29 protein-coding genes and 1 pseudogene are annotated in these 25,808 nt (G+C 64.7%); 14 read left to right on the plus strand and 16 right to left on the minus strand.

From position 1 onward, the window contains the following. Window positions 1-113: 113 nt before the first annotated feature. Window positions 114-605 (minus strand): peptide-methionine (R)-S-oxide reductase MsrB, encoded by a 492-nt coding sequence (gene msrB, locus PJE01S_RS05810; RefSeq protein ID WP_068832205.1) that lies wholly within the window; start codon window positions 603-605, stop codon window positions 114-116. A 99-nt stretch (window positions 606-704) separates the two neighbouring features. Between msrB and PJE01S_RS05815 the strand changes: the two genes are divergently transcribed. Beyond that, complete coding sequence (locus tag PJE01S_RS05815) at window positions 705-1,145, plus strand: hypothetical protein (RefSeq protein WP_157090241.1); 441 nt, start codon at window positions 705-707, stop codon at window positions 1,143-1,145. Here PJE01S_RS05815 and PJE01S_RS05820 read toward each other — a convergent pair. From PJE01S_RS05820 to PJE01S_RS05835, 4 genes are all read right to left on the minus strand, one after another. Then, window positions 1,142-2,179: a Vgb family protein gene (locus tag PJE01S_RS05820; protein ID WP_157090242.1), complete on the minus strand. Its 1,038-nt coding sequence runs from the start codon at window positions 2,177-2,179 to the stop codon at window positions 1,142-1,144. The genes PJE01S_RS05815 and PJE01S_RS05820 overlap by 4 nt on opposite strands. A gap of 179 nt (window positions 2,180-2,358) precedes the next feature. Then, window positions 2,359-3,018: an NUDIX hydrolase gene (locus PJE01S_RS05825; RefSeq protein WP_068832208.1), complete on the minus strand. Its 660-nt coding sequence runs from the start codon at window positions 3,016-3,018 to the stop codon at window positions 2,359-2,361. Window positions 3,019-3,036: 18 nt separating this feature from the next. Continuing rightward, window positions 3,037-3,525, minus strand: coding sequence for a GlcG/HbpS family heme-binding protein (locus PJE01S_RS05830; protein ID WP_157090243.1), 489 nt, complete (start codon window positions 3,523-3,525; stop codon window positions 3,037-3,039). A 47-nt stretch (window positions 3,526-3,572) separates the two neighbouring features. Beyond that, the gene (locus PJE01S_RS05835) at window positions 3,573-4,364 is read right to left on the minus strand and encodes a hydroxyacylglutathione hydrolase (protein ID WP_068832210.1); all 792 of its coding nucleotides are present in this window, start codon (window positions 4,362-4,364) and stop codon (window positions 3,573-3,575) included. A gap of 199 nt (window positions 4,365-4,563) precedes the next feature. Here PJE01S_RS05835 and PJE01S_RS05840 point away from each other — a divergent pair, with 199 nt between their 5' ends. Further along, the gene (locus PJE01S_RS05840; RefSeq protein ID WP_068832211.1) at window positions 4,564-4,959 is read left to right on the plus strand and encodes a sigma factor; all 396 of its coding nucleotides are present in this window, start codon (window positions 4,564-4,566) and stop codon (window positions 4,957-4,959) included. Between the two features lie 82 nt (window positions 4,960-5,041). Further along, window positions 5,042-6,331: a c-type cytochrome gene (locus tag PJE01S_RS05845; RefSeq protein WP_068832212.1), complete on the plus strand. Its 1,290-nt coding sequence runs from the start codon at window positions 5,042-5,044 to the stop codon at window positions 6,329-6,331. A gap of 229 nt (window positions 6,332-6,560) precedes the next feature. Here PJE01S_RS05845 and PJE01S_RS05850 read toward each other — a convergent pair whose 3' ends face one another. Both PJE01S_RS05850 and PJE01S_RS05855 read right to left on the minus strand, forming a co-directional pair. Next, a complete protein-coding gene (locus tag PJE01S_RS05850) occupies window positions 6,561-7,214 on the minus strand; it encodes a tetratricopeptide repeat protein (RefSeq protein WP_068832213.1) in 654 nt (217 codons plus the stop codon). 36 nt (window positions 7,215-7,250) lie between these two features. Beyond that, window positions 7,251-8,321 (minus strand): 3-deoxy-7-phosphoheptulonate synthase, encoded by a 1,071-nt coding sequence (locus tag PJE01S_RS05855; RefSeq protein ID WP_068832214.1) that lies wholly within the window; start codon window positions 8,319-8,321, stop codon window positions 7,251-7,253. Window positions 8,322-8,684: 363 nt separating this feature from the next. Here PJE01S_RS05855 and PJE01S_RS05860 point away from each other — a divergent pair, with 363 nt between their 5' ends. After that, window positions 8,685-9,323 carry an FHA domain-containing protein gene (locus PJE01S_RS05860; RefSeq protein WP_068832215.1) on the plus strand — a complete coding sequence of 213 codons (639 nt, stop codon included), beginning with the start codon at window positions 8,685-8,687 and terminating at the stop codon, window positions 9,321-9,323. A gap of 51 nt (window positions 9,324-9,374) precedes the next feature. On the opposite strand, the gene PJE01S_RS05865 is transcribed toward PJE01S_RS05860, so the two are convergent. The 4 genes from PJE01S_RS05865 to PJE01S_RS05875 form a co-directional block, all read right to left on the minus strand. Continuing rightward, window positions 9,375-10,451 carry an extracellular catalytic domain type 1 short-chain-length polyhydroxyalkanoate depolymerase gene (locus PJE01S_RS05865; RefSeq protein WP_068832216.1) on the minus strand — a complete coding sequence of 359 codons (1,077 nt, stop codon included), beginning with the start codon at window positions 10,449-10,451 and terminating at the stop codon, window positions 9,375-9,377. A 36-nt stretch (window positions 10,452-10,487) separates the two neighbouring features. After that, window positions 10,488-10,913, minus strand: a complete 426-nt coding sequence (locus PJE01S_RS05870) for a ribbon-helix-helix domain-containing protein (RefSeq protein WP_068832217.1) — start codon at window positions 10,911-10,913, stop codon at window positions 10,488-10,490. Window positions 10,914-10,967: 54 nt separating this feature from the next. Then, window positions 10,968-11,126 carry a hypothetical protein gene (locus PJE01S_RS25725; RefSeq protein ID WP_157090244.1) on the minus strand — a complete coding sequence of 53 codons (159 nt, stop codon included), beginning with the start codon at window positions 11,124-11,126 and terminating at the stop codon, window positions 10,968-10,970. Window positions 11,127-11,456: 330 nt separating this feature from the next. Beyond that, complete coding sequence (locus tag PJE01S_RS05875; protein WP_068832218.1) at window positions 11,457-12,059, minus strand: hypothetical protein; 603 nt, start codon at window positions 12,057-12,059, stop codon at window positions 11,457-11,459. A 170-nt stretch (window positions 12,060-12,229) separates the two neighbouring features. On the opposite strand from PJE01S_RS05875, the gene PJE01S_RS05880 reads away from it, so the two are divergent. Next, window positions 12,230-12,769 (plus strand): GNAT family N-acetyltransferase, encoded by a 540-nt coding sequence (locus PJE01S_RS05880; protein ID WP_068832219.1) that lies wholly within the window; start codon window positions 12,230-12,232, stop codon window positions 12,767-12,769. A gap of 79 nt (window positions 12,770-12,848) precedes the next feature. Here PJE01S_RS05880 and PJE01S_RS05885 read toward each other — a convergent pair whose 3' ends face one another. From PJE01S_RS05885 to PJE01S_RS05900, 4 genes are all read right to left on the minus strand, one after another. Then, window positions 12,849-13,238: a tautomerase family protein gene (locus PJE01S_RS05885; protein WP_068832220.1), complete on the minus strand. Its 390-nt coding sequence runs from the start codon at window positions 13,236-13,238 to the stop codon at window positions 12,849-12,851. A 227-nt stretch (window positions 13,239-13,465) separates the two neighbouring features. Continuing rightward, window positions 13,466-14,326: a pirin family protein gene (locus PJE01S_RS05890; protein ID WP_068832221.1), complete on the minus strand. Its 861-nt coding sequence runs from the start codon at window positions 14,324-14,326 to the stop codon at window positions 13,466-13,468. Beyond that, window positions 14,323-14,907, minus strand: a complete 585-nt coding sequence (locus PJE01S_RS05895) for an NADPH-dependent FMN reductase (protein ID WP_068832222.1) — start codon at window positions 14,905-14,907, stop codon at window positions 14,323-14,325. Before PJE01S_RS05895 ends, PJE01S_RS05890 begins: the two co-directional genes overlap by 4 nt. A gap of 53 nt (window positions 14,908-14,960) precedes the next feature. Beyond that, the gene (locus tag PJE01S_RS05900; protein ID WP_068832223.1) at window positions 14,961-15,356 is read right to left on the minus strand and encodes a DoxX family protein; all 396 of its coding nucleotides are present in this window, start codon (window positions 15,354-15,356) and stop codon (window positions 14,961-14,963) included. Window positions 15,357-15,499: 143 nt separating this feature from the next. Between PJE01S_RS05900 and PJE01S_RS05905 the strand changes: the two genes are divergently transcribed. The 9 genes and pseudogenes from PJE01S_RS05905 to PJE01S_RS05945 all read left to right on the plus strand — a co-directional run bounded on the left by PJE01S_RS05905 (window position 15,500) and on the right by PJE01S_RS05945 (window position 25,335). After that, window positions 15,500-16,429 carry a LysR family transcriptional regulator gene (locus PJE01S_RS05905; protein ID WP_068832224.1) on the plus strand — a complete coding sequence of 310 codons (930 nt, stop codon included), beginning with the start codon at window positions 15,500-15,502 and terminating at the stop codon, window positions 16,427-16,429. Window positions 16,430-16,894: 465 nt separating this feature from the next. Continuing rightward, window positions 16,895-17,860, plus strand: coding sequence for an AraC family transcriptional regulator (locus PJE01S_RS05910; RefSeq protein WP_084389381.1), 966 nt, complete (start codon window positions 16,895-16,897; stop codon window positions 17,858-17,860). A gap of 142 nt (window positions 17,861-18,002) precedes the next feature. Then, a pseudogene (locus PJE01S_RS05915) lies at window positions 18,003-18,185 on the plus strand (aldo/keto reductase); the annotation flags it as partial. Window positions 18,186-18,187: 2 nt separating this feature from the next. After that, window positions 18,188-19,255: an alpha/beta hydrolase gene (locus PJE01S_RS05920; RefSeq protein ID WP_068832226.1), complete on the plus strand. Its 1,068-nt coding sequence runs from the start codon at window positions 18,188-18,190 to the stop codon at window positions 19,253-19,255. Window positions 19,256-19,283: 28 nt separating this feature from the next. Then, on the plus strand, window positions 19,284-20,279 hold the full coding sequence (locus PJE01S_RS05925; RefSeq protein ID WP_068832227.1) for an aldo/keto reductase: 996 nt from the start codon (window positions 19,284-19,286) through the stop codon (window positions 20,277-20,279). Between the two features lie 7 nt (window positions 20,280-20,286). Continuing rightward, window positions 20,287-21,741 carry an MFS transporter gene (locus tag PJE01S_RS05930; protein WP_068832228.1) on the plus strand — a complete coding sequence of 485 codons (1,455 nt, stop codon included), beginning with the start codon at window positions 20,287-20,289 and terminating at the stop codon, window positions 21,739-21,741. A gap of 71 nt (window positions 21,742-21,812) precedes the next feature. Continuing rightward, window positions 21,813-22,247 carry a (R)-mandelonitrile lyase gene (locus PJE01S_RS05935; protein ID WP_068832229.1) on the plus strand — a complete coding sequence of 145 codons (435 nt, stop codon included), beginning with the start codon at window positions 21,813-21,815 and terminating at the stop codon, window positions 22,245-22,247. 277 nt (window positions 22,248-22,524) lie between these two features. After that, a complete protein-coding gene (locus PJE01S_RS05940) occupies window positions 22,525-23,106 on the plus strand; it encodes a DUF2889 domain-containing protein (protein ID WP_068832230.1) in 582 nt (193 codons plus the stop codon). 189 nt (window positions 23,107-23,295) lie between these two features. Then, the gene (locus PJE01S_RS05945; protein ID WP_068832231.1) at window positions 23,296-25,335 is read left to right on the plus strand and encodes a penicillin-binding protein 1A; all 2,040 of its coding nucleotides are present in this window, start codon (window positions 23,296-23,298) and stop codon (window positions 25,333-25,335) included. 64 nt (window positions 25,336-25,399) lie between these two features. Here the strand turns inward: PJE01S_RS05945 and PJE01S_RS05950 are convergent, their stop codons facing one another. After that, entirely contained in the window at window positions 25,400-25,711 is a 312-nt protein-coding gene (locus tag PJE01S_RS05950; protein WP_245660649.1) for a winged helix-turn-helix transcriptional regulator, read from the minus strand. Between the last annotated feature and the right edge of the window lie 97 nt (window positions 25,712-25,808).

Raw genomic sequence — 25,808 nt, forward strand, 5'->3', positions numbered from 1 at the left:
GGTACACCTCGGGCATCATGCTTTTCAGGTTGGCGATTTTTGGCAGGTCAAACCGCGCGATATACGGTGAGCGCGGGCTCAGGCAGCGCTCCGCAGAGGTTTGCTTATCGTCGTCATGCCACCGTGAAGTTCATGGCTACGCCGTTCATGCAATAGCGCAGGCCGGTAGGTTGGGGCCCATCGTCGAACACATGGCCCAGGTGCCCGCCGCAGCGGCGGCACAGCACCTCGGTCCGCTTCATGAACAAGCTCGTGTCGGTGTCTTCGACCACCGCTTTGTCCATCGGCTGCCAGAAGCTGGGCCAGCCGGTGCCGCTGTCGAACTTGGTCTTCGACGAAAAGAGCGGCAGGGCGCAGCCCGCGCAGCTGAAAACGCCGGCGCGCTTTTCCTTGTCGAGCGGGCTGCTGTAGGGGCGCTCGGTTCCGGCCTTGCGCAAGACACGGTATTGTTCGGGTGTGAGAAGCTTTTGCCATTCGGCATCGGTGTGCGTCACTTCGTAGGCCCGCGCCGCGTGCGCCGGGCTGCTGCCCAGCAGGCCACGCATGCCGGCCAGAATGCCGGACAGCGCACCGAGGCGCAGCAGGGTAGTTCTTCGGCTCATCATGGACTTTCCTTTTGCTAAATTGCTTGCAGGTGTTCGATTGATGGGGGCGGCCCTTGGTTCCTTGCACTGCCCGGACTGGAGCGCGCCACAATGACAGGCATGCACAAGATGTCCAGGCTTTGCGCTGGCCTGATGCTGGCGGGCGTGCTGGCGGCCTGCATCGGCCCGCCCGACGATTCGCGCGCGGAGGATGTCCAGCTGCAGCTGATGGGAACGTGGCTGCGCGACTATGAAGAAAACGGAATCCGGGTGCGCCGTGTGCTGGTGCTGGCGCAGGACGGCCACTTCAGCGAAATGACCAAGGCCACCCAATACGACGTGATCGTGGCCCGGCACGACCACGCCGGCGAATGGCACTTCGACGGTACCAACCTCAAACGCCGCTACACCCTCATCGACGGCAACCAACCTTCTGCGCCCATGTTTCCGTATGTCGCCTTCGAGCTCAGATTCGAGTCACGCAACGAGTTCATCGGCACAGACAATGTTAGACAACGCCAGGTGCGCTACCAGCGCGTGGCCGATGGCACGCTGCCTTAGGCGCCGGTCCTGATCACCGAAATAAACTCCGTCCCGCTTTCCGGCAGCCAAACCTCCCCAGGGCGGCCCAGTATCTGGCGGATGCTGGCGGCGGGACGCGGCAGGGTGAGCACCTCGAACTTCTCGCCGCCCGGGTCGAAGCGCAGCATGGCGTTGTGGCTCCACTCCGAGGCCCAGACGATGTCTTTGTCGTCCACGTACACGGCGTACACGTGCGGCTCGGCGCCTGGCGCTTTCCAGCTGCGCCAGCTGTTGGCGCCCGTGCCCAGCGCCGGGTCATGCATGGAGAGGTTGCCACTGTTCCATTCGGATACCCAGAGGCGGCCGCGGCTGTCGGACCAGACGCGGCGCGCGCCCTGGCGCGGCGTGGGCGGCTCGACGATGCGCGACGCGCCGGTCTTGCGGTCTAACTGCGCAATGAAGGAGCCGGCCAGCGAGCACCACCACACGTCGCCCCTGGGCGTGGCGCACATGCCGTAGGGTCCGTGCCCGCGCGGCGACTCTTTCACGCTGACCACGCCGTTGCGCACGGCCACTTTGCCGACGTAGCCGCTTTGCCCGGTAAACCACAGGTCGCCGTCGCCATCAAAGGCGCAGGTGTTGAGGTTGGCGTTGGGCGTGCCGGCGGGCAGGGGAAAGAGCTTGACCGTGCGCGCCGGCCAGCTCACGCGCGCGATGGCGTTTTGCCCGCCGTCGGTCAGCCAGGCCGCGCCGTCGGGCCCGGCAATGACGCCGTGCGGCGACGAGCCGCTGCCTAAAGCAATCAGTTCCGACTTGCCCGTGCGCGGGTCAAACCAGCCCAGGTGCCCGCTGCGCTGCGCAGAGAACCACACCCCGCCATCGGGCGCGGGCGCCAGGTCGTGAATGCCTGCGGTGCGCGGCGTGTTGAGCGGCCAGGATTGCAAGTGGGCGGAGTTGAGCACCTGCGCGCGCCCGGCGCCGGGCCAGAGCAGGGCGGCGGACAGCGCGCCCAGCGTTGTGCGGCGGGTGGGTTGGGTGAGGTGGAACGGGTGAGCGTTTATCGGCAAGGTCATGGCCATAGCTCCTGCGCATATACGGCTGGATCATTCTGGCGGCAATGCGTGACGGCCTGCAAGGACGTACGCGCTTGCCGCGTTGCCACAAGGGGAAATGAAGGGATATGAGGGAGAAATAGCGCGGCCCCGCTGCTCCATGACGGCCAGGGCCCCCTCAGCCGGGTTTTATCGGGCGCTCATTTCCAGGCAAAGGCCGGCTGCTCGAAATGCGCCACGCGGGTGGGCCGGCCCTCGATGCAGACCTCACGAAACTGGTAGAGGATGGCTGCCGTCGGCGCCGCGATCCAGTGGTCGCCGACGGGCATGCGCAGCACGGGGTGTGCGCCGTGCCCTTCATGCGCCAGCATGGGTGCGTCGGCGCGCAGGAACTCGGCGACAGGGATGCGGTGAATGCTGGCCACCTCGGCCGGGTTGGGCCGGATGTGCTGCGCCGCGCCGGCCCAGACGACGACCGGGGTGATGACGAAACCCGAGCGGGTGACGAAATCATCGAGCCGGCCCAGGATGGCGCTGGCATCGAGTTCCAGGTGCACCTCTTCGGCCAGCTCGCGCAGGGCGGCGCGCTCCGCCGTTTCGCCGGCATCGATGCGCCCTCCGGGCAGCGCCCACTGCCCCGCATGCTTGCGCAGCTGGCCGGAGCGCCGCGTCAGCAGCAGGGCCGCTTGCGTGCTCCACGCCGCATGCTGCGGGAAACCCGGCAGTTCGGCGCCATGGCCTTCGTCGGTAATGACCACGGCCACCGCCGCCGCATGTTGCTGATCGCGCTCGGCCGCCTGCAGGGTGAAGGCGCGCAGCTTGTCCTGGATGAGCGTTCTGAGGTATTGGTCTCGCTGCATGAGAAAGCGTATGGCGGCTCAGCCCCCCAGCCCCTTGGCAATCTTGTCGATGCCGGCCTGGGCACAGGCTGCGTCCTTGTCACCCCCCGGGGCGCCGGAGATGCCGACGGAGCCCACCAGTTCCTTGCCCGCGAAGATCGGCAGGCCGCCTTCGAGGGTGGTGATGCGGTCCAGCAGCAGGAAGCCGGACAGGCCGGGCTGGGGGCGCTTGCCCATGTCCACGGACGGCGCACGCGTGGTGAATGCCGTGTAGGCCTTGCGCATGCTGTTCTCGACGGTGTGCGGATTGACCCCGTCGTCGCTCAGCACCACGGCGGTGCGCGCATGGCGGTTCAGCACCGTCACGGTCACCTTGTAGCCGTCGGCGCGGCAGCGCTCCAGGCCGGTCGTGGCCAACTCCATCGCCGCGTTCAGCGAAATGCTGCGTTCGCTGACCAGGCTTTGTGCGCCGGCCAGGCCGCACGCCAGGGCGGCAGCCAAAATCATGCTCATTTTCATTTTTGTCATGAGAGTCTCCGGTGGGTTGAAAAAATACAGAATGGCTTGTGCGGCATTCACCACTGGTTGCGCAGTTCCCGCAGCTTGATGAACACCGTCTTGGCATCGGGTTCGTCAGGCAGGTCGGGAAAGCTTTCGCGCAGCCTGGCGATCACGCTGGGGCTGGTCAGGCGGAAGAAGGTGTTGAATTGTTTTTCTTGCCGCAGTGTGGTGACGACCGATTTCGCGGGGTCGTGGTCGGCCACGGTGGGCAGCAGGGCTTTCGCGGCGGCGTTGTCCGGCTCACGCGCCAGGGTGAATCGGAGGTTGTTCTCGATGTAGTCGTGGCCGGGATAGACCCGGGTGTTGTCGGGCAGCCTGGCCAGTTGCTCCACGAAGGTCGCATACAGCGCGCTCACGTCGCCGCCGTTGTGCACATTGCCGGCGCCCGCGTTGAAGAGCGTGTCGCCCGAAAACAGCGCCGGCTGGTCGGTATGCGAGCGCAGGCAGATGTGGCACATCGTATGGCCGGGCGTGTCCATGCATTCAAGCTCGACGGTCTTGCCGACCTTGATCACGTCGCCGGCTTTCACGCCCCGGTCCACCCGGGCAATGCGCCCGCCGGCCTTGTGGTGGGCGATCAGCTTGGCGCCGGTGGCCGCGATCACGGCCTCGTTGCCGCCGGTGTGGTCGTAGTGCTCGTGGGTGTTGAGGACCTGGGTGATCTGCCAGCCCTTGACCCTGGCGGTGGCCAGCGTCTTTTCATGGTCCAGCGGGTCGATGGCGAGCGCTTCGCCGGTTTCGGGGCAGGCGATCAGGTAATTGAAGTTGCGGTAGGCGTTACCGGTCCAGATGCGTTCGACGATCATCGCGGGCTCCAGGGGCTTGCTGACGGTGAGAGGACCATTGTAGGACGCGTGTTCGAAGTGGATCCGCGGTTGTGAATCGGCCCTATGCCTGCGCTTTCAGCAAGCACTAGGCTTCGCACGCAACGCAGCATCACATCATTTTTCCTGTCACCTTTCCCGGCCTGCTTGCATCCAATGGACAGCAACAGGAGAAACCGCGATGTTCATCAGGCTCAGACAAGCCGAGCGGCCTCAGCGCCCGCCTCTCGTTGAGCTGAGTGATGACGTGGATCTGCTCAGGCGGACCGGCGCAAATGATTCCAGTGCTTTCGAGCGCATCAAGCGGCGCCACAACCGCCTGCCGTTTCGCCGCGTGCGCGGCGTCGTGGCAGGCGATGCCGAAGCCCAGGATGTGGTGCAGGAAACCTATTGGTGGGCCTTTGGCGCCCGGCCGTCGTTTCGCGGTGATGCCGGCCCGGGAACCTGGCTGGCCCGCAGGCGCGATGCGCAAGCCCATGCGCCGCCCACCTTTGTATTTGCCGGGGCATGCTGCGACGCGGTGGTAGGTCAGGTGTTTGCTGAATTGCCGGTGCGAGGGCTGTTCCGGCCGCCTTGATCTCAGCGTCATCGCATGCTCTCACGGCCTGCCAGCCGGACCAATCCCCTTGAAATCTGATGCAAAAACAAGGAGAAACCTCATGAAAGCTGAACATCCTCATCCCGCCGAGTTGCAGGGACTTGCTGCGCGCCGCCGGCTCGCGGCAAGTCCCCTGCGGTTCATGCTGATCGCGGGTACCGTGGGCGCCGCCGCGGCGGTGCTGGGTGCCTGTGGCGGCGGTGGTTCGGACAATGCGGCCACAGGCACCGCAAGCGCTGCGGAGCAGGCCGCCCTGGTTGCGCAGGGTCAGCAGATTTTCCGTTTCGACACCTTTGGCGACGAGGCGCAATGGACCGATACCCTGAGAATGCACGAGGTCATCAGTGCCGCGGTCGATCCCGTCACGGCGCTCTCCGTGGGACTCAAGGTCGACGCCGAGGCGCTGCCTGCGGCGGTGGTGGCCGGTATCCAGAACGGAACGGTCGACCTCAAGAGTCCGGCCACGACCGTGGCCTTGCTCAAGCTGAACGCGGTCGTTGGGGTCAAGGGCACGGTAGGGACCGTCAACGGTGTCGACAAGCTGACCCATGTCGGCATCACCTGTGCCCTGTGCCATTCGACGGTTGACAACTCCTTCGCGGCGGGCATCGGCAAGCGGCTTGATGGCTGGCCCAACCGGGACCTCAACCCCGGCGCCATCATTGCGCTGTCGCCGGCGCTGACGCCGGCGCAGAAGCTGGTCTACAACGCTTGGGGCAAGGGCAAATTCGATCCCCGCTTCAATGTGGACGGCCTCAGCAAACCGGTGGTCATTCCGCCGGCTTACGGCCTGAACGGCATCCATCGCATCACCTTTACCGGTGACGGGGATGAGATTGCCTACTGGAATCGCTATGTGTCGGTGGTGGAAATGGGCGGGCAGGGCAGCATGACGGAGCCTCGCCTCAACCTGAGCGTGACCCATGGCACGGTCGATCTGGTCAGCAGCAAGCTTCCCGCCTTGCAGGCCTATCAGCTGAGCCTCGCGGCACCGCCCGCTCCGGCCGGCAGCTTTGACGCCGTCGCCGCGGCGCGGGGGCAACTGGTTTTTGAAAGCGGGGGCAAATGTGCGAGCTGCCATAGCGGAGCAACGTTCACCGACGCCAACTCCCGGCTGCACCCACCGGGGGACTCGATGGCGGAGCCCGAAACCCCGAGCTACGCGTCGCGCTCGGCCACCAAGCAATACCGCACCTCCCCGTTGCGGGGCGTCTGGCAGCACGCGCCTTATTTTCACGATGGGTCTGCGGCCACCCTGGGTGACGTGGCGCAAACCTACAACACGAAGCTGCAGCTTGGTTTGACGGCCCAGGAAGTGGCCGACCTGGCCGAGTACCTGAAATCCCTGTGAACCACGGCTTGCCGCTGCCCGGCCGTGAGCGCCAAGTCGCCATGGTCCGGTGCGGTTATTCGTGAGGGCCCTCATTGGCCTGGCGGCCTTTGGCCAGTTCTTTTTTTCTGGCCACGTGCGGCATGAGGTCCTTCACGGGGCCGGGTCCCTGGTCGCGCCGGGACATTGGATGGAGACATCCTGTTTTTTTTTTGGGGGGGGATGGGCGGGCGGCGAAGTCGCGCTGCATTCAGATCGTTCTGCGGCGCTTTTCCTCGCGTTGCTGCTCGATCAGACGGATGGTTGTCGCGACCCCGGCCATGTTCGGGTTCACCCTGAGCGCACGTTCGAGGTAGGGCTGGGCGCGGTCGGGGTCACCCAGGGCCAGGTAGATCTGTCCGTAGCCCGAGAGCGCCCCGAAGTGCTTGCTGTTGCGTTTGAGGACTTCGTCGCAGTCTTTCATCGACAGCTCGTACTGGCCGAGCAGGTAGTAAATGGTGGCGCGCTTGTTCCAGCCTTCGGCAAAGGCCGGCTTTTTGCGGATGATTTCGGAAAACGTGGCCAAAGCCTCGGTCAGCTCCGACGCCGCCATCTGCTGGACGCCGCGCAGGAACAAGGCATCGATTGCGCGGTCGCCGGAGCGGCTCCAGATCTGCCACAGCGCGGCTTCGGCGAGCTGGCGTACCGGCGCGTCATCGTCCCGCAGGTGGGCGACCAGCCGGTCGGCATCCATCATGGCGCCGATTTCGCTCAGGCGCACGACGGCGGCGCGCCGCACGGCGGGATCAGGGTTCTCGATCGCCTTGAGCGCCTGCTGCCGCGTCGACGGCGGGCTGGCCGCAGGCAGCGGCTGCGCAGCCGTGATGGTGGCCAGCACGATGCAAAGGATGAGTGCACGCAACATGAACCCATCCTACGCGCCGTGGGCCGCGCCGGCAAATCACGCGCTGGCGCCCGCCCGGCGCTGGTTCACGGCCGCCGCCAGCTGCTCCAGCACGGCGACGGTCGCCTCCCAGCCTATGCAGGCGTCGGTAACGCTCTGCCCGTAGCGCAGGCCCTTGCGGCCCTCGACGATGTCCTGCCGGCCCTCGACCAGGTGGCTTTCAATCATCAGGCCGCAGATGCGGGTCGAGCCGCTGGCGACCTGCTGCGCGATGTCGGCCGCCACGGCCGGCTGCCTGGAATAGTCCTTGTTGCTGTTGCCGTGGCTGCAGTCAATCACCAGGCGGGGCGGCAGGCCGGATTTCTCCAGGGCTTCGGTGGCGCGCTTGACGCTGGCGGCGTCGTAGTTCGGCCCGTCGCTGGCGCCGCGCAGCACCAGGTGGCCATCGGGGTTGCCGGTGGTCGTGATGACCATGGCCCTGCCTTCGAGCGAGATGGTGGGAAAGCGGTGCGGCTGGGCCGCCACATGAATGGCGTCTATGGCCGCGCCCACGCTGCCGTTGGTGGCGTTCTTGAAACCCACGGGCGCTGACAGGGCAGACGCCATCTGCCGGTGCAGCGGGCTTTCCACGGTGCGGGCGCCGATCGCGCCCCAGGTCAGCAGCTCGGCGTAATACTGTGGCGTCACCAGATCCAGTATTTCAGAGGCCGCCGGCACGCCCAGGCGCGCGCATTCCAGCAAAATGCGCCGCGCATGGCGCAGGCCCTCGCCGATGTCGCCCTGGCCGTCCAGCCCCGGGTCATAGATCAGGCCCTTCCAGCCCATGCGCGTGCGCGGCTTTTCGAAGTAGACGCGCATCACCAGCAGCAGCGATTCGCCCAAGCGGTCTGCCACCTGGCGCAGCCGTGCGGCGTACTCCAGCGCCGACTCAGGCTCGTGGATGGAGCATGGCCCCACGACGACCAGCAGCCGGTCATCCAGGCCACCCAATATGTTGCGGGTGGCGGCGCGCGAAGCGGCGATGAATTCGGCTTCAGCCTCGCCCGCCGGCAGTTCGTCACGCAACAGCCGGGGTTCCGGCAGCGGGTCGGCCTGGGCGATGTGGATGTCCGAGATTTGGGTGGGCATGGCGTCTCCGTGATTCGCAATTGTTCTTCAGCCCTTCACTTTATAGCCCACGCATTAGTCAATCCCTATTTTTATAGTTTCGCGTGATAAAATAGGCCTCCAGCCCTTGCGAATAGTGTGTAGGTAGCTATCAAATGAATAGCAATTCGGATTTGCATGGCAGCACAACAACAAAACCGGTGCATTGGCGACTGGTTGACGGGCTGATCTGGCGGTGGGGCAGGGCGGCCCGGACAAAATCACATGGCCTGCTTTTGCGAACGGCACGTGGCCTTGTGCCCTTGAAGCGGGAGGGCTACCATGACTTGCCGCCACCGCACAGGGCGTGTCTGGCGATCAGCATCTCCTAAATTAGGGGGCCCTATGCCGCAGCTCATCGCATCCGTCGAAGGCGTCGAAATCAGGCACGTTTATCTGAAAAATGACAGAACGACGTTGGGCCGCAAGCTTCATAACGACATTGTGTTTGACAACATGATCGTGAGCGGCGAGCACTGTGTGTTTGAGCTCGAGGGTCTTGCCGATGTCTACATCGAAGACCTCGGCAGCACCAACGGCACCTACATCAACGGCCACATGATCAAGTCCAGGCAGCAGTTGGAAGACGGCGACATCATCGCGATCGGCAATTTCAGGGTTCAGTTCCTCGCCACATCAGCGCCTGAGCAGCCCGGTTTCCAGAAAGAGACTGCCGCCATGTCGCTCGATGCGCTCGGTTTTCCAGGCACCAGCGGCGCGCTGCAGGCCAGCCTCAAGGTGCTGTCGGGTTCCTTGGCCGGGCTGGAGGTTCCCGTGGTCAAGGCGGTGACTACTTTTGGCCAGCCGGGCGTTGCCGTTGCGGCCATTTCCCATAGGCGTGATGGCTACTATGTGGCCTACATGAAAGGCGAGACCCCGCCCACACTCAATGGCCAACCCATTGGGCCGGAGGCGATTGCGTTGGCCCACCATGATGTGCTGAATCTGGCCGGAACCGAGATGGAGTTTTTGCTGAAAAACTGATACTCATTGCACACCCAGTCAGTGCTGAGCAAACCGCTTGAATTTCTGCGCTTAATGGGCCTGCCGGCGCGGATGCGCCAGGAAAAACCGCACCATCTCGGCGCTGGCGTCAGGTCCGTGGGTGTCGGTGTACGAACCTTTTGCGCGGCCGCCTGACCAGGCATGCGGCGCGCCGTGCACCAGCCAGTGCTCGGCCACTACCGCGCCATCGCTTGCGCGGTGCACGCGGCGCGTGGTCGAGCGACCGCCGGCCCCTTTCAAGCGCTCGACTTCGACGCTTGTCGCCGTGCCAACGCTGGCTGCGATGACCTGCTCGCCGTTGCTCGGGTGCACCGTGGTATCGGCGTCGCCGTGAAAGACGATGGTCGCCACGCCGCTGGCGGCATCGCGGGTGTTAGTGCCGCCGCCTTTCATCGCGCCCAAGGCCGACGGCAGGTCTGTTGCGCTGCCTGCCGCAAGCCCCGAGTGCACGCCCACCGCGGCGTAGAGGTCCGGATAGGCGTCGCCCAGGATGGCGGCCATGGCGCCGCCCGCAGACAGGCCGGCGACATAAACACGGTTCGGGTCGATCGCATGGCGCGCCATCACCTCGCGCGTCATGCCGGCCAGCAGCGCCGGCTCCCCGCGCCCGCGGACCTGGTGGTTGTGTTTGAACCAGTTCCAGCATCGCTGCGGATTCATCTGCTGAGACTGCGCCGGGTACAGCACGAAGAAGCCCTGCGCCAGCGCTGCATCGTTCATGGCGGTGCCCGCCGCAAAATCATCCGGATTCTGGGTACAGCCGTGCAGCATCACGACCAGTGGTAGCGGGCGCTCGCCGGCGCCCGGCGGAATATAGAGCTTGAAGTCGCGGTGCCCCGTTGCATCGCCATGGCTGCCGGCGATAAAGCGGCCGGAGTCGTAGACGTTGCCGGCCGGCGCCGCTGGCGCCACGTCGTCAAATGCCCGTGCGAAGTCGGGCACCTCGCGCGCTTCGACATCGATCACGTCGCGCCTATCCGTTGAGGCTGCTGCGGCAGGCACGCCGCCACGCAGCGCGGCCTGGATCGCGGCGGTTGCGGCTTGCAGGTCGCCGACACGGGTGAGCCGGGTGGCGTTGTTCATCAGACGCTGGAAGATAGGGTTCATCAGGTTCTTTCGGTTCAATTCGGTTCAGTTCATTGATTAGCGGATGCGCTGCATGAGTGCGGCTTTCACGGCGGGGCTCGCGTGCAGGGCACCCAGCACGGTCAGCGATTCGATGGTGGCGAGCGCCAGCGCGGGCGTAACGTCGGGCGCGATCGACGCCAGCCCCAGCACGCGGATCTGCAACTTCTCCCCGGACGCCTGCACGGCCAGCAGGTCGGCCTCGGTGTAGTGCTGGATGCCCAGCACCAGCGTCTTGCGCAAGACGACCTGGCGCACGACTTCGCTGTGCGTGCTGAGCTGGTTGCGAATCGCCGTACGGATCATGTCGGTCCGGTTCGCGTAAAAGCCTTCCTGCACCAGCAAGTCAATCTGGCCGAGGTCGACACAGCCGAGGTTGATCGTGATCTTTTCGTCGACCGGCTTGGGCGTTGCGATCTGTGAGGTTTTGCTGGGTTTTGGCATTCAACCATCTTAACACCATCCAAGTGGATGTTTTATGGATGGGTATTTTGGGTCTCAGGCCTGTTTTACAAGCCAGTTTTCAAAGGCAATCCTTGCTTCAATCAAAGCCTTCTGCCTTGGTGCTTGCGTGCAATTCCACTGGCGATCGATGACCCGACGATGCTGGCCCATTGGGTTCTGCAGACTATAAAAATGATAGCTGCTTGCGCTCATTGTGTATGGGCTGGAGCCTGATTTGGCTCTTAATGGAAGCCAAAAGCAGGCTTCACCCATCTCGGCGCCCAAACCCCTCTCGGCGGCGGGTTGCCACTGCCGGTCAGCGCGTTGTCGTGAATGAGTTTGCCAAGCGCGCGATTAAAAAGGCGAGGCGTTTGTGCCGGGGGCGCCGTTTTATGCGAGCAATCCGGATGTGGGTACGCTGCGGCTTAGCTTTGCTACGGCGAGGTCTCGATGATTCCGGGGAATGCGGGGCGAAAAAAGGGGGTTAGATTGCCTGTGTTTGGCTCGACAAAATTGCGGGGCAGTGTGCCGCAATTGTCTGCCTTAGCCGCTGTTTATTGCGCTTCTGAATGCCTGACCCAAGGCCGTGTAGCTGTACAGGCGCGGCATATTCCCGTCGAGCGATGCTATCGTCCCGTAGGGTTTTTCACGTGCGAGGCCAGCGGACACCAAATAGGGCATGCAACGCGCAGTCCCGACCAGGTCAACGTTGTGCGAATCGAGGCTCAAGTATTCCAGGAGATCATCGGGAAAGGCAACGTTAATTGCAAGGGCCAAGCGGCGAAAGTCTTGATTGTTCAGGCGCTGCTCAAGATAAGCACAGAACAGCTTACCCAAGAGGCTGCACTTTTCCAGCGCCGTGTAGCTCTCCAACGTGAGCAGCAACGTCTCGCCCATTTGCTCCACTTCCGGTGAATCATTGAACGCTTCTAGCATCTCCTGAACTTGCTCCGGCGATTTGTCGCCCAAGCCTTCAAGAAATGATTGGAACTTGGCGGTCATCATCCGTGCACGGAAATCGTCCCAGCCCTTTAAAACGGCCACGGCCGTACCAAGTACTGGCACGCCATCCAGCACTGTTAAAACCGCGTCGATGACAGGCGCTGCGCCCTCTGCCATGACCGTGCGGAGCTTGGTTTTTTTCATGATGTCTGCTCTTTGTTTGTCTTGGCCACTACAGTGTGAAAAATCTCCCAGGCATCTGCGCGAGTCGAGCCATCGAGTGTATTTTTGAGAATCGAAAAGACCGGGATGCAGATTTGTTGGCCCATGGGCTGCCTCAAGTTGATCCACCTAGCCCACCTCTTAGAGATGCCATGCCAATCGACACTGTAGCTCAACCCCCCAGTATTCGCCGCTTGCTAACAGTGACCGAAACACGAGCGCAGGCGCTTGCCAAACTGCTGATCGATTGTGTGGACGGCGGCGCATCAGTGAGTTTTATGCACCCATTGCCCTTGTCCAAGGCGCAGGCGTTCTGGCATGGCGTGGCTGAAGGTGTAGCCCAGGGCGAACGTGCCCTGTTGGTGGCCGAAGACGCCGAAGGCATCGTGGGGACCGTGCAACTGGTGCTGGACCAACCCGACAACCAGCCGCACCGTGCCGACGTGTCGAAGATGCTGGTGCACCGCCGGGCGCGGCGCCAGGGCTTGGGCGCGGCACTGATGCAAGCTGCCGAGAACACTGCGCGCGAGTGTGGCAGGTCACTGCTGGTGCTTGATACCGCAAGCGGCGATGCCGAGCGGCTTTATGCGCGGCTGGGCTGGCAACGCTGCGGCGTGATTCCCGGCTACGCGCTGCTGCCGCATGGCGGGCTGTGCGACACCACTTACTTTTACCGGCTACTGAACAGCTGAGCACCAGCTGGCTGCTTGGACAGCAACCGTGTCAGCCTGGATCGACAGATAAAAGCTGGGACGCGCCGGCAGGATCGCACTACCCTTCGTCCGCCGACCACTCCGGGCTGTAGCCCCCCAGCGTCGGGTGGTACATCTCGTCGCCCGTGTGCTGGGTGAACTCCACGTTCAGCCGGTCTTCGCGCAGGCCCAGCACCTCGACGCAGTCGTTGATCAGTTGTTTGGCCAGCTCCATCCGCAGCTCGGGCGGGCGGCCCTTGCGGATGTCGCACATCAGCACAGAGACCGGCGTGGGCTCGCCGGCTATGGTGCGCCACACGCCACCGTCGCCGCATTCGCGGATGGCAATGCTGATGCGGCGGATGTCCACCTTCATCAGGGCGGCGTAGCTGTTGCACAGCTTGCGGGCCAGGGCCTTCTTCTGGTCCACCGGGTAGCGGCCGTTGACGTCAAGTTGCAGGTAGGGCATGACGGTTTTCCTTTCTCGCTGTGGGCGGCTGACGGTGCCAGTGCCGGCATTCTGGGAAAATCATACTTGTCCCGTCCAACGAAGTCTCTTATGCCACTGCCTGCACCCCAGCCCGATCCCAGAACGTGGCTGGGCTGGAGGAAAGCGATCGTAGATCGCTCCAGCCAAGACGCCTGAGTTTTCAGCGTGTGCGGCGCGCTGCACCCCTCCGTCGGTGACGAATCGGTTCAAGCATCCGCCGCCAGCCGCCCTTCTTTTCGCAGGCGCGTGCCGATGCGCTGAATCTCGGCCTCGCCCTGGGCTAGCGCCGCCTTGCTCGTGTGCACCGAGTAGTAGCCCATCACCAGCTCATGCGGATGCTTCACCGCCGAGCCCAGGACGAACGCCGCGTCGCCGTGGGCCACGAAGTCGATGGCCTCGCCGGATTCCTCGAACACCGCGAGCTCGCCCGTGCCGACCGGGCCGCCCGTACTGTCGCCCGCATCGAGCCGGCCCGCGTTGACCGCGACCCAGCCCACCGTGTGGCCGGCGGGCGGCGTGTAACGCCAGCGCTCGCCGTCTTTCAGGCGCACGGCCAGATAGTTCATCGACGCCGGCGCCGCAATGGCGCTTTGCGCCGCACCATAGCGCCCGAGCAGCACGCGCGCCGGGCCCTCCTGCGGCACTTGCGAAGGCGCGAGGTAAAGGCTTTGCGCCGGCGCGTTTTCTTCCGAAGCCGGCAGCGCCACCCAAAGCTGGAAGCCCAGCACCGGCGAATCGCTCACGGGCGCGCCGGTATGCCAGACGCCGTTGCCGGCGCGCATCCACTCCACGCCGCCGGCGGGCAGCACGCCCTTCTTGCCGGTCGTGTCTTCATAGCCCACGTCGCCTTCGATCATGAAGGTCAGCGTGGCGATTCCCGAGTGCGGGTGCATGCCGAAACCCTTGTGGCCGGCCGCGGGCTTGAAGCCGAAGAGGTCGAGGAACACGAATGGCTTCAGGAACTCGCCCAGGTCGCTCGGGCTCACAAGCCGCGTGATTGGCCCATGCGTGCTGCCGCGCGTGCGGTAGACGATGGCGCGTGCTTTGGTGGCGACGGCGGTGGTCATGGGGCTGCCCTCGCGATCTTGAGGGCCTTGGCCCACCAGGCCATGTCGTCGAGCAGCCCGTTGGCGGCCTGCGCCAAATGCGGGAAGTCTTCGAAGCTCTTGCCCTGCTGCCAGATACCAAGGAATTCCACCATACCGATGTGCACGGCATTGCGCACCGGTGCCATCTGCAGCTCGGTCGCCACCAGGCGCAGCTGCTCGACGGCACGCGCCGCGCCCACGCCGCCATAGCCCACGAAGCCGATCGGCTTGCGGATGAATTCCTTGTAGGCGTAGTCGAAGGCGTTCTTCAGCACCGCGCTCGGGCCGTGGTTGTACTCGGGCGTGACCACGATCAGGCCGTCCAGCGTGGCGAGCTTGTCGGCCCAGCGCTGCGCGGCCTCGTTCTTCACCGGCGCCCAGGCCGGCGACATTGGTTCATTGAAGAAGGGCAGCGGGTGATCGCGCAGGTCGATCAGCTCGAAGGCGAGGTCGGTGCGCCGTTTGGCGATCTCATGGATCCAGCGCGCGGGCTTTTCGCCGAAGCGGCCTTCGCGGGTCGAGCCGATGATGATGCCGATACGGGGTGGTTGTGAGGTCATGGGGTGCTCCTGAAAAGAGATCGAGTGAAAAGGGAAAGAAGATGCGCAGTGCGTCAGCCCGCCGTGGCCAAACGGGGCACCGGCCGCTGCCGCCAAGCCACAAAGGACGACAGCAGGCCCAGCACCGCTGCGGGCGCAGGATTGCCGCCAATCAGCACGAGATGCGTCGCCACCGCGCCGACCATGGTGACGGCCAGCAGCAGGCCGCCGAAGAAGCCAGTGGCTGGCACGAGCAGCAGCACGGCGCCAACGACTTCGACAGCACCCGTCAGGTAGCGAAACCACTGACCGAAGCCGATGGCATCGAACACCTGGACCATCTGCGGCACGCCGGCCAGCTTGGAGGCGCCTGCCGCGCCGAAAGCCAGCGCCAGAAGAATGCGAAGGCCCCAGACGATGCGGCGCTGCACAGGAGAAACAGAAAAAGAAACAGAAGAGGAAGAAGCCATGGGAAAGCGATGTCCTTGCGTGTGCCTTGCGGCGTTGAAGGGCTTTGCGGCCCTGATGCGCAGAAGTTTAGGATTGCATCCATTGCTTTACTAGATGGCACAATTGGATTGCACTCATCCATCCATAGAAGGAATTGCCTGCCATGTTCGACCTGAACGACATCGCCATGTTTGTGCAGGTGGTGCGCTGCGGCAGTTTTGCCGAGGCGGCGCGGCGGCTGGGCTTGCCCCCCAACACCGTGAGCCGGCGCATCCAGCAGCTCGAAGCTCAGCTCGGCACGCGGCTGATGCAGCGCTCCACCCGCAAGCTCACGCTGACCAGCGCCGGCCAGGCTTTCCACGAGCGCTGCGCGGGCGCGGTCGACGGGCTGCTTGAAGCCGGCCAGGAGTTGGTGACGGGCAGCCAGGAACCCAGTGGCCTGGTGCGCGTGGCGGCGCCAGCTGATTTCTTCGACTTCTTCCCGATGGAGTGGGTGGCCGAATTTCTGGCCGCGCATCCGCGGGTGCGGCTCGACTTCGTGCTCAGTGATGCCAAGGCCGATTTGATTGCCGAGCAGATCGACGTCGCGTTTCGCGGCGGCACGTTGCGCGATTCGGGCTACGTCGGCCGCCAGCTCCTCGGCACTCGCAGCGACGGCCTGGTGGCCAGCCCGGCCTACATCGCCGCGCGCGGCGCGCCCGGCACGCTGCAAGACCTGGCGAACCATGACTGCGTGACCTCCGCCCACCCCAGCGGCCACACCACCTGGCGCCTGGCCGGTCCGGATGGGGTGGAGGAGGAAGTGCAGGTCGCCGGCCGCTTCAGCGGCAACACCGCCCAGGCGCTGCGCAAAGCCACCTTGGCCGGCCTCGGCATCGCGCTGCTGCCGCCCGCCATGGCCAGGCTCGACGTTCAGGCCGGCCTGCTCGTGCCGGTGCTGCCGCAATACCAGCGCACGAGCCAGGGCCTGAGCGTGCTCTATCCGAGCCGGCGGCACCTGCCATTGGCGGTGTCGGCGTTTATTGGGTTGGTGATGGAGAAGCTGAGTGCGGCGGAGGCGCTGCCCGAGGTGCTTCGATCTGGGCGAAATTGACACGGGACGGATGCAGGAGGCCAATCAATGTCCGGCATTGGAGGGCCTTGAACACCGACGCGAGCAGGGTGTTCACCGAAGCGCTTCTGAAGAACGCGTTCAGCGCGTTCCTTGACCTGCTCTTTAGCCCGTTGATCGTTGTGGTGTAGCGTGTCATCTTTTATCGGTCCATCGACCGCTTTGGGCTGCGGTCGGTGAGCACGGCGTCAGAAGCAACCCATCTTGCCCATTTCTCCGCGACTGCCGGACCTATTTCTCGGCGAGGAATCCCTGGGAATTGCGCGAGGTCGGATCGCTCACCAAGTCTTTGAACCAGACATATCTCGAATATATCGAGGTAGTCCAGGGTGACTCGTGGTCTCCCGCGCACGAAGCTTTGCAGGATTCTTGCGGATGTTTGCATGATCCTCCGGGCGGAGTGCAGGAGTCGAGACAAGTGGCGGCGAGAGGCTTAAGCTTCGGTCCATGCTGACATCCACTCATCAAGCACGGCGCGACGACCGATCTGCCAATCAACTGCAGGCCACGGTCATGCGGGCCGAACTGGCCGCCCTGATCGACCGGTTTACCGGTACCGACGGCGCCCATGCGACTTTGATCCCGCGCCTCACCCTGGCCCGCATCTCCAATACCCAGCATCCGGTCCACACGGTCTACGAACCGGCTTTCTGCGTGCTGGCGCAAGGCAGCAAACGCGTTTTGCTCGGTGACGAGGTCTACGTGTACGACAGCAGCCACTACCTGGTGGTCGCGCAGAACCTGCCCGTGGCCGGCCAGGTGGTCGACGCATCGCCGGAGGCGCCGTACCTGAGCCTGCGGCTGTTCTTTGACGTCAAGGATATTGCCGCACTGGCGCTGGACCTCCAGCTCGGCCAAGCCTTTCCCATGCGGGCCTCGCAGCGCGGGATATTCACCGGCGAGCTGTCCGCCACGCTGCTGGACCCGCTGTTGCGCCTGGTCAGGCTGCTGGACTCGCCCGAGGACGTGCCCGCGCTGGCACCGCTGATCACCCGCGAGATCCTGTACCGCCTGCTGAAGTCGCCCGATGGCTGGCGGCTGGTCCAGATGGCCATGGTGGACAGCCATAGCCAGCGCATCGCCCAGGCCATCAATCTGCTTTCGCAGCGCTTCCAGGAACCGTTGCGGGTCGACGATCTCGCCAACGAGGTGCACATGAGCGTGTCCTCGCTGCACCACCACTTCAAGGCCGTCACCGCGATGAGCCCGCTGCAGTTCCAGAAGCAGCTGCGCCTGCAGGAGGCGCGGCGCATCATGATCAGCGAACACGTGGACGCCGCCGCTGCAGGCCACCGGGTCGGCTACGAGAGCCAGTCGCAGTTCAACCGCGAATACAGCCGCTTTTTCGGCTCGCCCCCGGTACGCGACGTCAAGCGTCTGCGTGAACTTCAGCTAGGCCGCATGAGCGACTGACCAGGCCGGGGCACCGGCGCATTGGCGCAGGCCCGGGCTACATCGAACCCCACCGTGACACCCGTGGCGCCGCTCAGCGGCATGCCAGCGGGGACGTTCGTCCCTGCGATTACCCCTTTCCAACCTCATCAGGAGTTAATTTATGAAAACACGCCAACTTGGCAACAGTGGTCTTGAAGTCTCGGCCATCGGCCTGGGCTGCATGGGCCTGAGCTTCGGCCTTGGCCCTGCAACGGACCGCAAGGAAGCGATAGCGGTGATCCGGTCGGCGGTGGACCGCGGCGTGACGCTGTTTGACACCGCAGAAGGCTACGGCCCGTTCATCCGATGAAGACACTACTCGCGGCAAAATTTGTTGCGGCAACGATGCTGATGTCCCTGCTGGGCCCGCTGCATGCGCAGACCGCCCCGCTGAGCATTCATGAACAAGGCAGCTTCGCCGTCGGCGGCAGCGTCACCAGTAGCGCTGGCACCTTTGATTCGTTGAAGCCCAGCCCTGAAGGGCAAACGCTTCACGGCGACCACGCCTATGTGTTCTACCAGGTGCCGGAAAACGCGCGCCGACTGCCGCTGGTGTTGTGGCACGGCGCCGGGCAGTCATCGAAGACATGGGAGACCACACCGGACGGCCGCGAGGGCTACCAGAACATCTTTCTGCGCCGGGGCTTTTCGGTTTACCTGATCGACCAGCCACGCCGCGGCAAGGCCGGACGCAGCACCGTGCCGCTGGCGCTCACGGCCAGCGCCGACGAGCAACAGTGGTTCAACCAGTTCCGGCTCGGCGTGTGGCCCAACCTGTTCCCAGGGGTGCAGTTCTCGCGCGACCCGCAGGCGCTGGACCAGTACTTCCGCCAGATGACGCCGAACACCGGTCCGTTCGACGTCGAGGTCGTATCGGATGCCACGGTCGCGCTGTTCAAGAAGATCGGCCCAGGCGTTCTGGTCACCCATTCGCAAGCCGGCGGCCCGGGCTGGGTGACGGCGATGAAGACGTCCAATGTGCGCGCCGTCGTGGCCTATGAGCCGGGCAGTGGCTTCGTCTTCCCGCAGGACGAGCTGCCTGCGCCGATGGCGAGTTCCGGCGGTCCGCTGGAGGCGGTTGGCGTGCCAATGGCCGAGTTCATGAAGCTCACGCGGATCCCGATCATCGTCTTCTACGGCGACAACATTCCGGAGAAACCGACGGCGAACCCCGCCGAGGATTCCTGGCGCGTCAGGCTGGCGATGGCGAGACTCTGGCGGGACGCCGTGAACCGCCGAGGTGGTGACGTCACGTTTGTGCATTTACCGGAGCTCGGCATTCGCGGCAACACCCACTTCCCATTCTCCGATCTGAACAGTCGCGAGATTGCCGATCTGCTGTCGGACTTCCTGAAGACGAAGCATCTGGACTAGCCAACCAAACCATTGAAGGAGAAAGCAAATGCAAAAGCGCAAACTTGGAAACAGCAACCTGGAAGTCTCGGCTCTCGGGCTGGGCTGCATGGGGATGAGCGCCAACTACGGCCCACCCGCGGACAAACAGCAGATGCTCGCCCTGATCCGGGCGGCCGTGGAGCGAGGTGTCACCTTCTTCGATACGGCCGAGGTCTATGGCCCGTTCGTCAACGAGGAACTGGTGGGCGAGGCGCTCGCCCCCTTCAAGGGCCAGGTGGTGATCGCCACCAAGTTCGGCTTCGACCTCGATAAGGTGACGGCGCAGCGCCGGGGCGGCCTGGACAGCCGGCCGGAGCACATCAAGGCGGTCGCGGAGGCCTCGCTCAAGCGCCTCAGGGTCGACGCGATCGATCTGTTCTACCAGCACCGTGTCGACCCCAACGTGCCCATCGAGGACGTGGCAGGTGCGGTCAAGGACCTGATCGCGCAAGGCAAGGTCAAGCACTTCGGCCTTTCCGAGCCCGGTGCCGCGACGGTCCGCCGCGCCCATGCCGTCCAGCCCGTGACGGCGGTTCAGAGCGAATACTCCCTCTTTTACCGAGGCCCGGAGGCGGACATCCTGCCGACGCTCGAAGAGCTCGGCATCGGCTTCGTGCCTTTCAGCCCACTGGGCGCGGGCTTCCTTACCGGCAAGATGGACGAGAACACCCGGTTCGACAGCTCCGATTTCCGCGCGCGCGTTCCCCGCCTGGCCCCCGAGGCGCTGAAGGTGAACCTGGCGCTGGTGGACCTGCTGCGCGGCGTGGCGCAACGCAAGAGCGCTACCCCCGCACAGATCGCACTCGCCTGGCTGCTGGCGCAAAGGCCGTGGATTGTGCCCATCCCGGGAACGACGAAGCTGCATCGCCTCGACGAGAACCTGGGCGCGGCGGCGGTCGAACTCAGCGCCGACGAGCTGCGGGAGATCGATGCCGCCGCGGCCAAGCTCAGCTTGCAGGGGGCACGGCTGCCCGAGGCCGTGCTGCGCATGACCGGTGGCTGAAGCAGACATGAAGCTCACACTCCCCGATCCGGGCGCGACAGCGCCTCACCGCGCGGACGCGTTCCGCCGAACCGCCGTTCTCGCGATCGTCCTCACCAGCTATCTGATGATCGTGCTCGACATCTCCATCGTGATCACGGCGCTGCCTAAGATCCGCGAGAGCCTGGGATTCACGGTCACCGGCCTGTCCTGGGTGCAGAGCGCCTACACGCTGGCCTTCGGCGGCCTGCTGCTGTCAGCCGCGCGCGCCGGCGACATCCTCGGGCGGCGCGCCATGTTCATCGCCGGGCTGGCGCTGTTCACGGCGGCGTCGCTGGCCATCGGACTGGCTGTCTCCCCCGCCTGGCTGGTGGGCGCACGTGCCGTGCAGGGCGTTGGCGCGGCCATCCTGGCACCGTCGACGCTGGCGCTGCTGTCGACCCATTTTGTGGAAGGGCCCGAGCGCACGCGCGCGCTTGGCTACTACGGCGCCACAGCCGGCATCAGTGCGAGCGTGGGCCTGGTGCTGGGCGGGTTGCTGGCCGACCTGATCTCCTGGCGCGTCGGCTTCTTCCTGAACCTGCCGATTGGCCTGGCCCTGATAGTGGCCACACGCAAGTTCATCGTCGAAACGCCTCGGCGCTCGGGCCGGCTGGACCTGGCCGGTGCGGCCAGCTCAACCATCGGCATGACCGCGCTCGTCTATGGCCTGGTGCGCGCCGCAGGCAGCGGCTGGGGCGACGCGCTCACGGTCGCTGCGCTGGCGGTCGGCGCCGTCTTGCTGGCGCTGTTCGTGCTGAACGAGTCCCGTGTGCCGCAGCCCCTCTTGCCCCTGCACCTGTTCGCCAGCCGCGAACGCACCGGCGCCTATGCGGGCCGCTTGCTGTTCCTGGGCGGGATGATCGGCTTCTGGTTCTACACGACCCAGTTCCTGCAGGGGGTGCTGGGCATGCGTCCGCTGCAGGCGGGATTGGCCTTCTTGCCCGCGACGCTGGTGAACTTCGCTGTGGCGCTGGCCGTGCCCAGGCTGACCCAGCGCTTTGGCAATGCCCGGCTGCTCGCTGCAGGACTGTTGATCTCGGTGATCGGCATGGCCTGGCTGGGCCAGGTCACGGCCGACACGGTCTACCTCACCGGCGTGGCCTTGCCGATGCTGCTGGTCGGTGCGGGGCAGGGCGCTGCGCTCAGCCCGCTTACGGTTGCGGGCGTTGCGGGGGTCACGGCGAAAGATGCAGGCGCTGCTTCGGGCCTGGTCAACGTCGCGCACCAGCTGGGCGGCTCGCTGGGCCTGGCCGTGCTGGTCGTGGTGTTTGCGGCCGCTGGCCCCAGCAGCGCCGATGCCCGGGCCGACCTGGCCCATCGCATCGCCACGGCGCTGTCTGCGGGCGCAGTCCTGCTCGCCCTTGCGCTGGCCGTCGTCCTGCTCTGCATTGTTCGGCGACCCGCACCAACCGCGTTGACCGGCGCGGATGGGGCACGCTGAGTTCAACCTTCGTGAAGAAGACGCCTGCCGGCATCTCTTCGGCATTTCTGAAAGCTTCAAAGGAACACACCATGACACCCTCTCAAGTCTCATCAGCATCCTCCCAGGCGGTCCGCGTCAGACGGTGCGGATCGCTACCATCCGCCGCCGGTCCGGCTGACTGGTTCACCGGCACTGTACGTGTCGACCCACTGTTTTCCCCGACGGACCCCGCGCGTGCCTCAGGCGCGCTGGTCACCTTCGAGCCGGGTGCGCGGACCGCCTGGCACACCCATCCGCTGGGCCAGACGCTGGTCGTCACGGCGGGCTGCGGCCGCGTACAGCAGTGGGGCGGTCCCGTCGAGGAGATCCGGCCCGGCGATGTCGTCGCTATCCCGCCGGGTGTCAGGCACTGGCACGGCGCGGCACCGTCCACCGCGATGTCGCACCTCGCCATCCAGGAACAACAGGACGGCAAGTCGGCCGACTGGTTCGAGAAGGTCTCCGACGAGCAGTTTCTGCGCTGATTGCGCTTGCAGCGCCGAGGCGGGCGCCACAGACCAGCACTTTCGATGGCAGCGACCTCAGCGTCCTGCCGCTGTTGGCTGGTAAGGAAGCTGCGCAAGACCGTGCTGCTTGGGCTTCACCCCGATTCGATCTTAAAAAAATAGGTCAAAGTTCAGCCAGTCTGGGCCAGGCGGTGCCGTCTATTCGCCACCACTCCAGTCTGCTTATAGCTTCTGCGGCGGCGCAGTTCCTGTCTTGCTGGGAAAATGGCCCATCTGACCTGAACAGAAATATCCCATGCCACTGCCCGCACCCCAAGCCCGTTCCCACCTGCACACGCGCGCCGTTGTCTTTCGCGGCTACCACCGCGAGGACGGCCTGTGGGACATCGAGGCCGAGTTGACCGACACCAAGACCTATGCGTTGGAGCGCTTCGAGCGGGGCGACATGCCGCCGGGCACGCCCATCCACGGCATGGCGATTCGTGCAACGGTGGACGACACCATGACCATTCGTGAGATCGCCACCTCCATGGACTACACGCCCTTTGGCGAATGCCAGCAGGGCACGGACCCGATGCAGCAGATGGTGGGCGTGACCATGGGGCCGGGCTGGCGCCAGGCCATCGAGCGGGCGCTGGGCGGCATCCGCGGCTGCACGCATCTGCGCGAATTGCTGTTCAACATGGCGACCGCGGCCTACCAGACCATTCCCACCTACCGCGACCGCCTGCGCAGGCAGGCCGGGCTGCCCGAGCCTGAAAGCACCACGCCGCCGCACCACCTGGGCAAATGCATCGCCTGGGATTTCGACGGCCCGGTGGTGCAGCGGCGCCATCCCAAGTTTGCGGGCTGGCAGCCGCTGAAGCGCAAAGCCTGAGCTGATGAAGCCGGCGGCTTGTGCCGCGATTCAGGATTTGCTGGCCTTCGGTGATTGCGTCGCAGGCGAGTTCTGTTTGCTATAAAAACGGTAGCTTCCTGCGCCCATTGCACCTGGGCTGAAACCAGATTTAACCTTGAAAGTTGGCAAAGTTACAACCTGGGCTGACCACCCCCTTAAACTCCGCCCATGACCCCGACCCTGCACCGCGCAGCCACTTTCGCCACTGAACAGTTTCGCCATCTCACGAGCGTCGTCAAACGGCATCCCGTGCGGGCGGCTTTGGTGCTGCCGGCGCTGATGCTGCTGTGCGTGCTGGTGCTGATTCCGTTCACGCCCGGCATTGGCGACTTGCGCAAGGCCAAGTCTGAAACGCCCTCGGTGCTGCTGGCTTCTGACGGCACGGTGCTGGCCGAGTACCGGCGCATCAACCGCCAGTGGGTGACGCTGGACAAGATTTCACCCAACGTCGTGAACGCCTTGATCGCCACCGAAGACCACCGGTTTTACGACCACCACGGCATTGACTTTCGCCGCACGGCGGGGGCGGTGTTCGCTACCCTGTCGGGCGACTTGCAGGGCGGCTCGACGATTACGCAGCAGCTGGCGCGCAATCTTTACCCTGAGGAGATTGGCCGCGCCACCAGCGTCACGCGCAAGGTCAAGGAAGCGATCACCGCGCTGAAGATCGAGGCGGTGTATTCCAAGCGCGAGATCCTTGAGACCTATCTCAACACCGTGCCCTTTTTGTACAACGCCTTCGGCATCGAAATGGCCGCGCGCACTTATTTCGACAAGTCGGCCGACAAGCTGGACCTGCTGGAGAGCGCCACGCTGATCGGCATGCTCAAGGGCACGAGCTACTACAACCCGGTGCTCAACCCTGAGCGCGCGGTGCAGCGCCGCAACCTGGTGCTGGCGCAGATGGCCAAACACGGCAAGCTCGACCCGGCCCGGCTTGAGGCACTGGCCAGGCGGCCGCTGCGGCTGGACTTTGAGCGGCAGACCGAGGCGCTGGGCCCGGCGCCGCACGTGGCCCAGCATCTGCGCAAATGGCTGATCGCCTGGGCCGACCGCAAGGGCTACAACATTCATACCGATGGCCTCAGGGTGCGTACCACGCTCGACGCCAAGATCCAGAAAGCGGCCAACCAGGCGGTGGCGCGGCAGATGGCGCAACTGCAAACCCTGGCAGACGCGCGGCGCAAGGCCGGCCAGGCGCGTGCCGTGTTGCAGGCCGGCTTTTTGGCGCTGGACCCGCGCAACGGCGCCGTGCGGGCCTGGGTGGGCAGCCGCGACTTTGCGCAGGAGCAGTTTGACCATGTGAGCCAGGCGCGGCGCCAGCCGGGCTCGACCTTCAAGCCCTTTGTGTATGGCGCGGCCTTCATGCTGGGCTTCGACCCCTTGGACACCCTGATCGACCAGCCCGTGGCCATTACCTCGCAAGGCGGCGGGGTGTGGACGCCCAGCGATGCGACGCCGCCCACCTACCAGCCCACCACGCTGCGCGACGGGCTGGCGTATTCGAAAAACACCATCACGGCCCAGTTGATGCAGAAGGTGGGGCCAGCCAAAGTAGGGGCGCTGGCGCAGGCCCTGGGGGTGCGGCAGAGCAAACTTGACCTGGTGCCATCACTCGCCCTGGGCACCAGCCCCGTCACGCTGATGGAGATGGTCGCGGCCTACGGCAGCATCGCCAATGGCGGCAGCTACATGCAGCCGGTGCTGGTGCTGAGCGTGGAAGACCGCAACGGCCAGCTGCTGGAACAGTTTGAGCCCGTCAGGGAGCGCGAGCCGGCCATGCCGCGTGCGCAAGCGCTGACCCTGGTGAACGCCATGCGCGGCGTGATTGACGAGGGCACGGGCAGGGCCATTCGCCAGCGCTACGGCATCCAGGCCGACGTGGCGGGCAAGACCGGCACCACGCAAGACAACACCGACGGCTGGTTCATCATGATGAACCCGCAGCTGGTGGCGGGGGCCTGGGTCGGCTTTAACGACAACAGCGTGACGATGGGCTCATGGGGGCAGGGCGCCCGCAGCGCGCTGCCCATGGTGGGTGAAGTTTTTCAGCAGGCATTTCGCAACCGCTGGCTCGACCAGAACGCTGAATTCGACATTCCCCGCCCGCGGCCACCGCCGCCGCCGGAGCAGCGCCGCGACGACCCGATCGGGGAGATCGTGAACGGTCTGCTGGGCAGGATCTTGCGGCAACTGCGGGCGAACTGACCGAAATTGCTACTAAAAACGTAGCTGTTTGCGCCCGTTTTTATTGGGCTGAAGGCCAATTTCGTTACAAACCAGCATCGTCGGCGACGCTTTCCGCGGGCACAGGCAATTCGTCCCGCACGGCGGCCCACTTCAGCAACGAGTCCAGGGTGGGGCACAAGGCCTGCCCCCACCGGGTCAGCGTGTATTCCACTTTTGGGGGGACTTCGGGGTAAATCACGCGGCGCACCATGCCGTCGGCTTCCATCTGGCGGAGTTGCTGGATCAGCATTTTTTGCGAGACGGCCGGAATGGCACGCTCGAGTTCTGAAAAGCGAAGCACCTTTCCGCCGAAGAGCTGAAAAAGGATGGAAAGCTTCCAGCGTCCCTCCAGCATTTTGAGAATCTTCTCGACCCGTGCAGCCGCGGAAATGGGGGTGAGTTCAGCTGGCTTACCTTCAGGTGCGTAGCTCACCTTTTCGTGCGTTCTTGTC

The organism is Polaromonas jejuensis NBRC 106434 (genome assembly GCF_001598235.1).
In the GTDB taxonomy this organism is placed as follows: domain Bacteria; phylum Pseudomonadota; class Gammaproteobacteria; order Burkholderiales; family Burkholderiaceae_C; genus Polaromonas; species Polaromonas jejuensis.